Raw genomic sequence first — 12876 nt, 5'->3', positions numbered from 1 at the left:
TGGCCTGGAGCGGGTACAGCGTCCCCTCACGAGTGACAGCTTTGCGTACCCGCTCCGTCCGGCGGCAGGCCCGGTGGGCTTTCGTGCCCCAAATGCGCGCTCAGCAGACCGCAGCTCCGAACCACTGGGGAAGCCGGTCGAGCAGATCCTGCTGATCGTCACCGACCCACGCTACGTGGCCGTCCGGCCGCAGCAGCACCGCGGGCGCGTCCAGTTCCTCGCTGATGTCGGCGACGTGGTCGACTCGATCTGCCCAGCCCGTCACCGAGAGCTGGCCGGTCTGGTCGAGCAGCAGCCCGCGGCCGCCGTGCATCAGCTCGTACAGGCGACCCCGCTTCAGCCCCACGTCCCGCAGCCGTCGGCCGAGCAGTCCATGCCCCTCGCCGAAGTCGTAGCGGACCCCGATCGCAGTGATCTTCTCCGTCAGGTACCGGTTCACCTCCTCGAAGTCCATCAGTTCCGACACCAGCCGGCGCACTGCTTGGGGACCCGGCTCGACGGACATCAGCTCCATCTGCGCGCGAGTGTTGTCCAGCACATCGGCGGCCACCGGGTGCCGTTCGGTGTGGTAGCTGTCCAGCAGTCCCTCCGGTGCCCAGCCGTTGACCTCGGCGGCCAGCTTCCAGCCCAGGTTGAACGCGTCCTGGATGCCGAGGTTGAGCCCCTGCCCGCCGGTCGGCGGGTGGATGTGCGCCGCGTCGCCGGCCAGCAGCACCCGGCCGGTCCGGTAGCGCTCGGCCAGTCGGGTGGCATCGCCGAAGCGGGAGAGCCAGCGCGGTGAGTGCACGCCGAAGTCGGTGCCGGCGAGCTTCCGCACCTGCCGCTTCAGTTCGTCCAGGGTCGGCGGGACCGTGCGGTCCTCGGCCACCCCTTCGGCGGGTGCGACGAGGCGGTACACCCCGTCCCCGAGGGGCATGGCGCCGAACCGCTTGTGGGTCTTGCGGACTTCGGCCATCACGGCGTTCAGCGTGTCCGGCGGCACGGTCACCTCCACCTCGCCCAGCAGCGTCTCGACCCTGGAGGGCTCGCCGGGGAAGCCGACGCCGAGCAGCTTGCGCACCGTGCTGCGGCCGCCGTCACAACCCACGAGGTAGCGCGAGCGCAGCCGCGTGCCGTCGGCAAGCTCGGCGGTCACCCCGTGTTCGTCCTGGCTCAGCCCGACGAGTTCGCAGCCGCGCCGGATCTCGACGCCGAGTTCGGTGGCGTGCTCGGCAAGCAAGCGATCGGTGGTGGTCTGCGGGATGCCGAGGGTGTACGGATGTGCGGTGTCCAGCCGGTCCGGCGCTGGCTTGTTAATGGCAGCGAAGAAACCACCGACCGGGTACTGCGTGCCGAGCGCGAGGAACCGCTCCAGCAGACCGCGCTGGTCCATCACCTCGACGCTACGCGCGTGCAGGCCGAGCGAGCGGACGATCCTGGTCGGCTCCGCGTCCTTCTCCAGCACGAGCGCGTGCACGCCGTGCAGCCGCAACTCGCTGGCCAGCATCAAGCCGGTCGGTCCGCCGCCGGCAACGATCACATCAATCATGAAAACCCCCCATTCAACAAGGTTGCATTGCGGCCAGCTCTCCGCGCAGTTTGGCGGCGCGCACACCCGGACCTCCGCGCCGCGTGCCCGCAACCGCACCGCGAGTCCCACCGGCGGTTTCACGTCCCGCAGAACCCACAGTCGATAAAGGCGCACGTACTTCGCGAATCCCTGATTTCCCCATGTCCTGGCCTCGGCCGACGATTCTGCGCCACGACCCGGGCCTTGCCGCAAGGCCCCGCCTTCGCTATAAGTTGAAGGTGGCAAGGAGTCGGTAACCTCCTTGCCTTTGCTTTTTGCCGTCCGCTGTGGACGGACGAGACCCTCCCGCATCGGGGCCCGCGATGCGCGGTCGGCAGCCGAGGCGTGGTCGCCGAAGGCGGCGATCCTCGCCCAGACCGCACCGCGTGTGAGGGTCGGTGTCCCGGCTGACTGGGTGGATCACCGCCGGGCGTCGCCGGGTGCGAGCAGGCTGGTGACTTCGGCGATCGCCTCGGCCGAGGGCTTGAAGTAGCGGCGGAGGTTCTCCGGCTTCCTGTGCCGGGACTTGGCCATGAGCATCAGCAGAGAGGCGCCCTGCTCACCGAGGTGGGTCAGGGCGGAGTGGCGGTACTCGTGCAGGTCCCAGCCCGTTCCGGGACCACGCACCGCGGTGTGCTCGTCCAGCAGGGCGCGGGCCTGTCCGTAGGAAAGCCGGGCCAGCCCGGTATCCGGGCAGACGTCGCGGGGGCTGACAACCTTGTCCGGCCCCGGACGGCGATGCGTGACGAACACCGGCCCGCGGGGTTCGTCCCTTGAGCAGCCGGGGCAGCAGCCGGGCGGTGCCGGCGTCCCAGTAGACGGTCTCCCGTACGAAGTCCTCGCGTGCCTGGCCCCGACGGCGGGCCTTGGCACGGGCGCCCTTCGCCTTGACCGGGCAACGACGCCCGGCGAAGTCCAGCTCCTCAATGTTCACGCCCAGGATCTCCTCCGCCCGCCCAGCGGTCCCGTCGAGCATCCGCCACAGCGTCTTCTCCCGCGGATGGACCTCGCGCCGCGCGATCAGGCGGTCGATCGCCATCTTCGAGCGGGCCGGGGTCTCGGAGTCCGGCACCGCCAGACGCTTCGCCCACGCCGGGACCATCGGCCCCTCGTAGCCGCGCTCACGGCACCAGCCGAGCCAGGACAGCACCCCCGCCCGACGGGAGTTCCACGTGTTCACCGCCGCGGTGCCCCACAGCAGCTCCAGAGCCTCACCGATCTCATCGTCCGCCACCGACGCCAGCGGCCGAGCCTCGCCGAGCCGTTCGGCGATCTTCCCCACCCCGATCCCATAGTTCCGGACCGTGTTCGGGTTGCCGAGCGAGTCGAGGAACACGTCTGCCGCCGCCCGGACAGTCAGTGCCTTCCCACGGTCGGCAGCTCTACGACGGTGGGCACCACTTCCCCCTTGCCACAGATAACAGGGTCGCTTCACGCGGCGACCGGAGAACGTCACCGCAGGTGACGGATCACGCTACCGCAGATATTGGGGTGTTATCCGTGGGACGACTTCAGACGGGTCCGGCCGCCGACGTTCCGTCAGCCGCCCACCAGGGCCAACGGAGGCTTAGCGCCGGTTTTCGTTCCGATGTCCCTCGACCCCCAACTCCGAGCTGCCGCAACCCGATTCGTTCGAGTCGGCGACCCAGTACGTCACCTCCGACGACGTCGCCGCGTCGATCCTCTGCGGCGACAACCCTGACAACTTCGTGGAGGCCATGCGCCCGTACGCCGATGCCTGATTCGGTGAGATCGCACTCGTGCAGATCGGCGGCGAGTCGCAGTCCGCATATCCGGACTGGGCGGAGAAGACGCTGCTGCCGGCACTGCGCGACGCCTTCGGCCGACCGGGAGGCCCACCCGCACGGCGCCCTGTTCAAAGCTTCGCCAATGGGTCCATATAGGCTGCCGGTCTGCACTTTTGCAGCCCGACCAGCTTTGCACAGGAGAGTCGCCCGTGACCCTAGCGATCGTCCCGTCCGAGTCGTCCCCCGTCCCGCTGTCCGACCTCGTGGCGCGGGACGCGCGCGAGTTCGGGGTCTATGCGCGGACCGGAGGATGGGCCTTCGGCCTGATGGTGGCGCGCAGCGTACGGCCCGGTGGTCAGGGCGCGGAGGAGACGCCGAAGGTGTCCGCGAAGGAGTTCGCGGAGCTGGCCGGATGCTCCCCCGAGCGCGTGATGCGTTACTACAAGGCCTGGGACCGGGCCGCCGACGACGGCATGGTCCCGCACTTCGAGGCGCTGGCGCCGGGCCAGGAGGTGGAGCTGCCGGACGGGGATGTGTGGCTGAGCTACTACGTGTCCCGCAACAGCGCGACCTCCGAGCGCGGCACCGCCATCGCGGAGGCCGCCGAGGCCGAGGGCATCCGGCCGACCAAGGCGCTGGAGGTCGCCGAGAACCCCACCGCCCTGCGCGCCGCGATCCTCGCCGACCCCTCCACCGCCCGGGCGGCACGCCAGGCGCTCCTCGACCGGGTCCGTGAAGACCCGGAGCTGCAGGCCGAGTTGGCGCGCGACGTCGTACGCACCGACGACCTGAAGAAGGCCGTCGCCACCGAGAGCAGGGCCGCCGACCGGATCGGCTACGTGCGCCAGATCGCCGAGTCGGGGCAGGTCAAGACGCCCGCGGGACAGACCATCGACGCACCGGTAGACCTGCGCCAGGAGGCCGAGCGACACCTGTCGCTCATCGACGAACTCGATGAGGACGAGGACAGCGGCGACTGGGCCACCGAGGCCTACGACACCATGAAGTCCCTCGTCGCCGAGGCCGTGGAGGCCGATCCCGACCTGCGTGTGCAGGAGCGGCGGACGAAGTTCTACAGCAGCCTGCAGAAGGCGACGAAGGCGTTCGAGGAACTGACCTTCGACGATGTGCAGGACTTCGTCGAGGACGACATGGTCCAGCGTCTGGAGGAGCTCCAGCAGGCCATCGTCGTGTGCCTGACCGCGCTGCGCGGCGACAAGGGCTGAGGATCCCCGCCCGGGCGGGGCTGAGTAGCCGTACTCATGCCGCCGTCCGCCCGCTCGGCGAGCATGGGGGCTCCCACGAGAAGGAGCCCCCATGACTGCTGTCCTGCACTCCGCCGTCCCACGACGGCGGCTGCCCGCCGTGCTCGCCGTCGTCGTGGTCGTGGGGCTCGCCGTGTCGGCCTGGGGTGCGCGCGATCGCACCACCTGGTTCCTGGAGACGGTGTGGGTGCTGGTCGGGCTGCCGCTGGTGGTGCTGACCTGGCGGCGCTTCCCGCTGACGAACCTGCTGTGCTGCCTGCTGGCCGTCCATGCGCTGGTCCTGGCGGTGGGCGGCCACTACACCTACGCGCAGGTGCCGCTGGGTGACTGGGTGCGGGACACCTTCGGCCTGGACCGCAACCCGTACGACCGCTTCGGCCACCTCATGCAGGGCTTCGTACCGGCGGTTCTGGTACGGGAGTTGCTCAGCCGTACCTCGCCGCTGCGCGGCAGTCGCTGGCTGGCACCGTTGACGGTGTGCGCGTGCCTCGCCTTCAGTGCCGTCTTCGAGATGCTGGAGTGGCTGGCCGCGGTGACCGGCGGGCATTCCGCGGACGCGTTCCTGGCCACGCAGGGCGACGTGTGGGACACGCAGTGGGACATGTTCTGCGCGCTGATCGGTGCCACGGTCTCGGTGCTGGTGCTCTCCCGCCTGCACGACCGGCAGCTCGACACGCTGGGCGTCACTCCGTCGTATGGCGGTGGCGGGTCCACAGCGGTACCGCGTACCAGCACAGTGCGTACCACGCGACCACTCCCGTGACGATCCAGGGCACGGCCGCGTTGTGGGTGGCGACCCGGAGGATCAGCAGGAGCGAGGAGGTCATGGTGGCGAGCAGGAGCGCCAGGCCGACGAAGGTCATCCGGGAGGCCCATTCGACGGCCTGCGGCTTGACCCGCCGCCCGGACACCAGGCGGTGCAGGGAGACGGGCCCGATCAGCGCTCCGGTCGCGGCGGCGCCCAGCACCACGGTCACGATGTAGATGGTCTTGTCGGTGTGTTCCAGCGACGCGTACTTCTGCTGGAACACGACGGTGAGCAGGAAGCCGAACAGGATCTGCACCCCTGTCTGGGCGACCCTGACCTCCTGGATCAGCTCGCCCCACTTCCGGTCGGCTCTCTCCTCCTCGGTCTCGTGCCGCCCCCACTCGTTCACGTCTGTTCCGTTCTTCGTGGCCGGCAAGGTTCCTCCCGGCGCGATCGCCCCTGATGCCTTCCCTGACCCGTGTTCCCTCTTCGCGCAGGATTGACCGGGCCGTGCGCAACCGGCCGCTGTTTGGGCGATCACGGGGCGGTTACACGGAGCGCATGGCGTACGACGACCACCCGAGGAGTCCGACGAGCATGTCCGGCACCGAGCTCACGGTCACCGTCAGCGGCGGCACCGCCGCGGACGCACGCGCGGTCGTGCGGGTCCTGGAGCCCGCCTTCGGGATGCCGAAGGAGGAGCTTCCTGCCGACGAGGGGGTCACGGTCCACACGGCGAGGTTCGAGCACGACCCGGCAGGCCGGGCGTCCGAGCCCGGTCCCGCCGGTCGTCTGTCCGGGGCGGTGACGCTGACCGTGCAGGGCTCGCCGGTGGCGGTGTCAAGGGCGCGCGAGACGCTCACCCACGCCTTCACGGCCCAGGACCAGGGCTCGGTCTCCGGCGACCAGGAGCAGGAGTGGCAGCTGCTCCTGGAGCCGTGAGCCGGTCGCCGCGGTCTACCAGCGGGCTTCCACCTGGTCCTTGATCCGGCGGTCGTAGAGGTCGCGGATCGCGGTGAGTGTCTCGTCCGTGAGCTGCGGGAGCCTGGCGGCGGCCGCGTTGGCGCGGGCCTGCTCGGGTGAGCGGGCGCCGGGGATCACGCTGGTCACGCCGGGCTGCTGGACGATCCAGCGCAGGGCGAGCTGGGCCGGGGTGTACCCCTCGGGGGCGAGGGCGGCGAACTCGGCGGCGGCCTCGACACCCGTCGTGTAGTCGACGCCGGAGAAGGTCTCGCCCACGTCGAAGGACTCGCCGTGCCGGTTGTAGGTGCGGTGGTCGTTGTCGGGGAAGACGGTGTCCTTGGTGTACTTGCCCGACAGCAGGCCGGATGCGAGCGGAACGCGGGCGATGATGCCGACGCCGGCCTCCTGCGCGGCCGGGAGGACCTCGCGCAGCGGCTTCATGCGGAAGGCGTTGAGGATGATCTGGACGCTCGCCACGTTCGGCCGGGCGATCGCGGTGAGCGCCTCCGCGCAGGTCTCCACGCTGACGCCGTACGCCGCGATGCGCTCCTCCTCGACCAGGGTGTCCAGCGCGTCGAACACCTCGTCCGTGGAGTACACGGGCGTGGGCGGGCAGTGCAGTTGTACGAGGTCGATGCGGTCGACACCCAGGTTGCGCCGCGAACGGTCGTTCCAGGCGCGGAAGTTGTCGAGGACGTAGTTCTCGGGGATCTGGTCGACGCGGCGGCCCATCTTCGTGGCGACCAGCACATGCAGGTCCGGCCTGCCGCCGAGGAAGGCGGCGATGGTCTGCTCGCTGCGCCCGTCGCCGTAGACGTCGGCGGTGTCGAAGAAGGTCACCCCCGACTCGGCCGCCGCCTCCAGCACCGCCAGGGCTTCCTTGTCGTCGACGTCCCCCCAGTCGGCGCCCAGCTGCCATGTCCCGAGACCGACGACGGATGCGTGCTGACCCGACCTACCGAATGTGCGCTCGTCCATGGCGTCAGTCTGTCATCCGTCGAGCCCGAGCGCGGAACGGGCCGCTCCGTTGCACTACCTGTGAATCATTCACTCACACGAGTGATCTGTTTCGACAAGAAACCTGCACGTGTCAACCGGCCCCTAGCGTGAGCCCGTGACCGATCGTTCAGTGAGCAACTTCCCGTCCGAGGCATCGGAAGACCCGTCCTGGAACCGCCGGGGCTTCCTGCTCTCCGCCGCCGCCCTGGCCGCCGTCCCCGTCCTGCTCGCGGCCGATCCGGCGGTCGCGGCGCAGGAGCTGCCGGACTTCCCGGCGGATGTCGCCCTGTACCGCTCGGCGTACCGCAACTGGGTCGGCGAGATCACGGCGGACGGGCTGTGGGCCTGCGCTCCGGCTGCCCCGGATCAGGTGGTCGACGTCGTCAACTGGGCCTGGCGGCACGGCTGGAGGGTGCGCGCCCGGGGTTCCGCGCACGGCTGGTCGCCACTGACGATCACCGAGGGCACCGCGTCGGACGCCCCCGTCCTCCTCGTGGACACCGCCCCTCATCTGACCGGCCTGTCCCTGGACTCGGCGGCCGCGGTGCGGGCCGGCACCGGCGTGACGATGGAGGCCCTGCTCACCTACCTGGAAGACCACGGCCTGGGGGTCACCGCCGCGCCCGCTCCCGGTGATCTCACCTTGGGCGGCGCACTCGCCGTCGACGCGCACGGCACCGCCGTGCCGGCGCAGGGCGAGCAGCGGCTGCCGGGGCACACGTACGGCTCCCTCAGCAATCTGGTGCTGTCGCTGACGGCGGTGGTCTGGGACGAGGCCTCGGGCGCATACGTCTTACGGACCTTCGACCGCGACGAGTCGGACTGTGCCGCCCTGCTCACCCATCTCGGCCGCTCGCTGGTGACGGAGGTCGTGCTGCGGGTGGGCACGAACGTCAATCTGCGCTGCGTGAGCCGTACGGACATCCCGGCCGCCGAACTCTTCGCGGCGCCGGGCAGCGAAGGGCGCACTCTCGCAAGCTACTTGGAGCAGTCGGGGCGGGTGGAGGCGATCTGGTTCGCCTTCACCGAGTTCCCGTGGTTCAAGGTGTGGAGCGTGGCGCCGACCCGGCCGCTCACCTCGCGGCATGTGACTTCGCCGTACAACTACCCGTTCTCCGACAACGTCCCGACCGTGGTGGCGGACCTGGTCGGGCGGATGACCTCGGACGCGGCCTGGTATCTGGCTCCGGTGCTGGGCAATGCGCAGTACGACGTGGCGGCGCTCGGGCTGGCGGCGACGCTGTCGGCCGACATCTGGGGGCCGTCCAAGAACACCCTGCTCTACCTCAGGCCCACCACGCTCCGGATCAACGCGAACGGGTACGCCGTGCTCACGAGCCGGGCCCAGGTGCAGCGTGTGGTCGCCGAGTTCACGTCCTTCTACCGGGAGCGGCTCGCCGCCTACGCGGCGCTGGGCCGCTTCCCGGTGAACGGTTCGGTGGAGATCCGGGTGACCGGCCTGGACGACCCGGCCGATGCCGAACTGGACGGTGCCCGTGCCCCGTTGCTGTCGGCGCTGCGGCAGAGCGACACGCATCCGGAGTGGGACACCGCGGTGTGGCTGGACGTCCTGACGCTGCCCGGCACACCGTACGCGGAGGCCTTTCTGCGCGAGTTGGAACAGTTCCTGTTGCGCAGCTACGACGGGGAGCATGCGCTCACCCGGGTCGAGTGGTCGAAGGGCTGGGCCTACACGGACGGGGCCGCCTGGAGCGACGATGAGGTGCTGGGCACGGCGGTGCCCTCGTCGCTGGGCGAGGCGGCGTGGGGGCAGGCGGCCGGGATCCTGGACCGGCTCGACCCGCACCGCGTCTTCGGGAACGGCTTCCTCGACCGGCTGCTGCGTTAACCGGTTGCCGTTGCCGGAGGCCGCTGAAAAGGTCGGCCTCATGCCTGCCTTCTCCGCGTACGACGGGACCAAGCTCGCCTACCACGTGTTCGGGGAGGACGGCCCTCCCGTGATCTGCCTGCCGGGCGGGCCGATGCAGGCATCCGCGTACCTGGGCGAGCTCGGCGGCCTGTCCGCGCACCGGCGGCTGATCACGCTGGATCTTCGCGGCACCGGCGAGTCCGAGACCCCGCAGGACCCCGCCACGTACCGCTGCGACCGCCTGGTCGACGATGTGGAGGCGCTGCGCGAGCACCTCGGGCTCGACGGCATGGATCTGCTCGGGCATTCGGCCGGTACGAATCCGGCCGTGCTGTACGCGGCCCGGCACCCGCAGCGCGTGGACAGGCTCGCGCTGATCACGCCGAGCCCGGCGGCCGCCGGGATCACCGTCCCTGCGCAGGTGCGGCTCGAGACCGCGCGGCTGCGCAGGGACGAGCCGTGGTTTCCCGAGGCGTTCGCGGCACTGGAATCCATCACCGCCGGCCGCGCGACGGCCGGGAGCTGGGAGGTCATCGCGCCTTTCTGGTACGGCAGTTGGGACGCGGTGGCCCGGGCCCATCACGCCGCCGGTGCCGAGCAGCGGAACCAGGAGGCCGCGGCGGTCTTCGGCGCCGAAGGGGCCTTCGACCCGGGTTCCACCCGCGCGGCGCTCGCACGGTTCGAGGCGCCGGTGCTGGTGCTGGCCGGGGAGGTCGACCTCAACTCGCCGGCACCCGCGGTGGCCGAACTCGCCGGTCTCTTCCCGAAGGCGGAGCTTGTGGTGCAGCCGGGGGCCGGTCACTTCCCGTGGCTCGACGACCCGGACCGGTTCGTGGCTACGGCCGCGGGTTTCCTTCGCCGGGCGTGAGGTGCGCCTGCACCGCGGGCGCGTACCGGTCCACGATCTCCTCCAGGGCGGCGCCGCGCAGGTGTGCGCCGCGTGCGATGCCGTACATCACCCCGAGGCCGAGCAGGTTGGCGACGGTCAGTTCCGCGCGCAGGCCCGCGTCGGGGCCGCTCAGCCGTTCGGTGAGGCGTTCAGTGACCTGGGTGCGGAAGTTGGCGCGCAGGATGTCTCCCTGTGCGCCGTGCAGGGGCGCGAACACGATCCGCAGGAGCGGGTCGGCGCCCTGCTGCGACTGGCTGACCAGCACATGCCGGACCATGTGCCGGCCGAGCTCGTCCAGTGGCGCGTCGAGCAGGGCGTCCGCGTCGGTCTCGAAGGACATGACGCGGGCGAAGAGGGTGTCCTTGTTGCCGAAGTACTTCAGGATCAACGGCGGGCTGACACCGGCTCGTTCGGCGACCGCCTTGAGGGTGATGTCGGCGTGGGCGTGCCGGGCCAGCAGGTAGCGGGCCGCCTTGAGGATGGCCGCCTTGGTCGCCTCGGCGTCCCGGCGGGCGGGCGCGGACGTGGTGGGGGGAGTGCTCACAGCACTCATGCTCCCTCCAGGGCCTCGTCGCGGGCGTCCGGGGTCCGCCCGCGGGCCCGGCGTGTTCCGCCCGTGGCGGGGTCGCCCGGGATGGTCAGGGCCGCCGCGCCGGCGGCCAGGGCGACCGCGCCGGCGATCCCGAAGGCGAGCAGATAGCCGTGCAGGGTGGGCACGGGGGCGTTGCCGACCAGACTGGTGTGGTGGACCAGTACCGCGGCGACGGCGGCGCTGGAGGTGGCCTGGCCGATCGTGCGCATCAGGACGTTGACGCCGTTGGCGGAGGCGGTCTGTTCGGCGGGGACGGCGCGCAGGATCAGGGTGGGCAGGGCCGAGTAGGCGAGGGTGGTGCCGGTGGCCACCACCGTCGCCCCCAGGATGATCATCCAGAGGTCGCGGCTGTCGGCGATGCGCACCGCGTAGCCGCAGGCGATGACCGCGGCCCCGAGGGCAAGGGTGATGCGGGGGCCGCGGGCCGCGGAGATCCGGGCCGAGAGGGGCGAGAACACCAGCATGGTGACGCCGCCCGGCAGCAGGCACAGGCCGGTTTGCACGATCGACAGCCCGAGCCCGTAGCCGGTGGCCTTCGGCGCCTGTACCAGTTGGGCGGTCACCAGGGAGTTGGCGTAGAAGGCGAATCCGGTGAGCAGAGCCGCCACGTGGGACAGGCCCACGCGCGGCTGTGAGACCAGGCGCAGGTCGACCAGTGGGCGTTCGGTGCGCAGTTGCTGCCACCACCACAGGGCCAGGACGACAACGGCGCCAAGGAACAGGCCGACGACGCGCGCGCTGCCCCACCCCCATTGCCCGCCCTGGGAGACGCCCAGCAGAAGGCACACCAGGCCGGCGGCCAGCCCCAGTGCGCCCGGCACGTCGAAGCGGCCGGGCTCGCGCACGGGCGACTCCTTGACCGCCCACCACACGGCCGTGACGCCGAGCGCGCCGAGGGCGCTGGTCAGCCAGAACATGGTGTGCCAGTCGGCGTACTGCACGACCAGCGCGGCCAGCGGCAGGCCCAGGGCGGCGCCGATGCCGACGGTGGAGCTCATCAGCGCCACCGCGGAGCCCCGGCGCTCCGGCGGCAGCTCGTCCCGCAGGATGCTGATCGACAACGGGACCACGGAGGCGGCGGCGCCCTGCAGGGCTCGGGCCGCGATCAGCACGACGATGTCGGACGACAGGGCGCACATCACCGAGCCGACGGTCATCAGGACGAGGGCCGCCGTGAGCACCCTGCGCTTGCCGTACATGTCGCCGGCCCGGCCGAGCACCGGGGTGAGCACGGCGCCGGACAGCAGGGTCGCCGTGACCATCCAGGAGACCGTGCCCGCGGAGGCGCCCGTCAGCCGCGGCAGATCGGGCAGCAGCGGTACGACCACGGTCTGCATGACGGCCATCAGGATGCCGCCGAACGCCAGCACCGGAATCGTGAGCCGGTCGCGCAGGGCCCTCGTTTCGGAGGTGCGGGGTATCGGGCCTGGCTGGTCCATCGGCACTCCAGCGTCGGTGCGGCGAAAGTACGGGTGAATAGCCATTCACTTTAGTCGGTGAATAGCCATTCACCCAAGAGGACGGGGTTGCCGCCGCGCCGGGTGCCGTTGGCGGGGGTGCTGAGGTCGAGCCACTGGATCGCGTCAGTTTCGCGAGGTGAGCCAGGCCACTGACGGCGCACACGCCCGCCAAGGACCACCCGGAACGGAGGGGCGGCGAGAAGGAATTCCCCCTTCCGGGGATCATCGGGCCCCTCCCGCGGCAAGATCACCTTCGTACAGCCTTGTACAACATGTCGGGAATTGTCCTGATCACAGCCAACCGCTCTCGGCGGATTTCTCCCGCTCTCGGCGGGGCCGATAGGCATTCCGGGTCGTCAACCGAACGAACACCGGAGATCCCGTATGCCGACCCTCACCCGACGCCGCGCGCTCACCGCGGCCGCCGCCCTCACCGCGGCCGCCGCCGCCCGCACCGCCGTCGCCCCTGCCGCCTCCGCCGCCGACCACATGCACCACGGCTCCCCCGAGCCCTTCGACGAGGTCTACAAGGGCCGCCGGATACAGGGCCGGCCGGCCTCCATGGGCGGTCACCACCACCACGGCATGGGTTACGCCGTCCTCGTCGACGGGGTCGAGCTGCACGTCATGCAGAACGCCGACGGCACCTGGATCAGCGTCGTCAGCCACTACGCCCCGGTGCCCACGCCGCACGCGGCCGCACGTGCCGCCGTCGACGAGCTGCAGGGCGCCCGCCTCGTCCCCTTCCCCGCCAACTGACCTGACCCGCAAGCACCTTGGGAGCACCCGCACC

The 12876-nt window shown here is 70.8% G+C and carries 11 protein-coding genes and 2 pseudogenes; 7 read left to right on the top strand and 6 right to left on the bottom strand.

Going from position 1 to position 12876, the window contains the following annotated elements:
* Positions 1-100: 100 nt before the first annotated feature.
* Positions 101-1528 carry a rifampin monooxygenase gene (gene rox / locus ACFY10_RS33125; RefSeq protein WP_390668909.1) on the bottom strand — a complete coding sequence of 476 codons (1428 nt, stop codon included), beginning with the start codon at positions 1526-1528 and terminating at the stop codon, positions 101-103.
* Between the two features lie 441 nt (positions 1529-1969).
* Positions 1970-2947 (bottom strand): annotated as a pseudogene (locus ACFY10_RS33120) (site-specific integrase).
* A gap of 206 nt (positions 2948-3153) precedes the next feature.
* On the opposite strand from ACFY10_RS33120, the pseudogene ACFY10_RS33115 reads away from it, so the two are divergent.
* The 3 genes and pseudogenes from ACFY10_RS33115 to ACFY10_RS33105 all read left to right on the top strand — a co-directional run.
* Positions 3154-3453: pseudogene (locus ACFY10_RS33115) on the top strand (hypothetical protein); the annotation flags it as partial.
* A 53-nt stretch (positions 3454-3506) separates the two neighbouring features.
* Entirely contained in the window at positions 3507-4523 is a 1017-nt protein-coding gene (locus ACFY10_RS33110; RefSeq protein ID WP_390668908.1) for a hypothetical protein, read from the top strand.
* A gap of 91 nt (positions 4524-4614) precedes the next feature.
* Positions 4615-5325 carry a DUF2238 domain-containing protein gene (locus ACFY10_RS33105; RefSeq protein WP_390668907.1) on the top strand — a complete coding sequence of 237 codons (711 nt, stop codon included), beginning with the start codon at positions 4615-4617 and terminating at the stop codon, positions 5323-5325.
* Here ACFY10_RS33105 and ACFY10_RS33100 read toward each other — a convergent pair.
* Complete coding sequence (locus ACFY10_RS33100) at positions 5246-5746, bottom strand: DUF6328 family protein (protein ID WP_390668906.1); 501 nt, start codon at positions 5744-5746, stop codon at positions 5246-5248. The two genes, ACFY10_RS33105 and ACFY10_RS33100, sit on opposite strands and share 80 nt — an antisense overlap.
* 161 nt (positions 5747-5907) lie before the next feature.
* On the opposite strand from ACFY10_RS33100, the gene ACFY10_RS33095 reads away from it, so the two are divergent.
* On the top strand, positions 5908-6252 hold the full coding sequence (locus tag ACFY10_RS33095; RefSeq protein ID WP_390668905.1) for a hypothetical protein: 345 nt from the start codon (positions 5908-5910) through the stop codon (positions 6250-6252).
* A 15-nt stretch (positions 6253-6267) separates the two neighbouring features.
* Here ACFY10_RS33095 and ACFY10_RS33090 read toward each other — a convergent pair whose 3' ends face one another.
* On the bottom strand, positions 6268-7251 hold the full coding sequence (locus tag ACFY10_RS33090; protein ID WP_390668904.1) for an aldo/keto reductase: 984 nt from the start codon (positions 7249-7251) through the stop codon (positions 6268-6270).
* 136 nt (positions 7252-7387) lie between these two features.
* Here ACFY10_RS33090 and ACFY10_RS33085 point away from each other — a divergent pair, with 136 nt between their 5' ends.
* On the top strand, positions 7388-9121 hold the full coding sequence (locus ACFY10_RS33085) for a cholesterol oxidase substrate-binding domain-containing protein (protein ID WP_390668903.1): 1734 nt from the start codon (positions 7388-7390) through the stop codon (positions 9119-9121).
* 40 nt (positions 9122-9161) lie between these two features.
* Complete coding sequence (locus tag ACFY10_RS33080) at positions 9162-10010, top strand: alpha/beta fold hydrolase (protein WP_390668902.1); 849 nt, start codon at positions 9162-9164, stop codon at positions 10008-10010.
* Here ACFY10_RS33080 and ACFY10_RS33075 read toward each other — a convergent pair.
* The gene (locus ACFY10_RS33075) at positions 9979-10584 is read right to left on the bottom strand and encodes a TetR family transcriptional regulator (RefSeq protein ID WP_390668901.1); all 606 of its coding nucleotides are present in this window, start codon (positions 10582-10584) and stop codon (positions 9979-9981) included. The genes ACFY10_RS33080 and ACFY10_RS33075 overlap by 32 nt on opposite strands.
* Positions 10581-12062 carry an MDR family MFS transporter gene (locus tag ACFY10_RS33070; protein WP_390668900.1) on the bottom strand — a complete coding sequence of 494 codons (1482 nt, stop codon included), beginning with the start codon at positions 12060-12062 and terminating at the stop codon, positions 10581-10583. The genes ACFY10_RS33075 and ACFY10_RS33070 overlap by 4 nt, the downstream gene beginning before the upstream one ends.
* Positions 12063-12467: 405 nt before the next feature.
* On the opposite strand from ACFY10_RS33070, the gene ACFY10_RS33065 reads away from it, so the two are divergent.
* Positions 12468-12842: a tyrosinase cofactor gene (locus tag ACFY10_RS33065; protein WP_390668899.1), complete on the top strand. Its 375-nt coding sequence runs from the start codon at positions 12468-12470 to the stop codon at positions 12840-12842.
* Positions 12843-12876: the final 34 nt, after the last annotated feature.

Origin of the sequence: Streptomyces sp. NPDC001401, from assembly GCF_042895385.1 — a bacterium.
Classification (GTDB): Bacteria; Actinomycetota; Actinomycetes; order Streptomycetales; family Streptomycetaceae; genus Streptomyces.
Note: the sequence above shows the minus strand (reverse complement) of the source record. Positions and strands in the feature narration are given on the sequence as shown.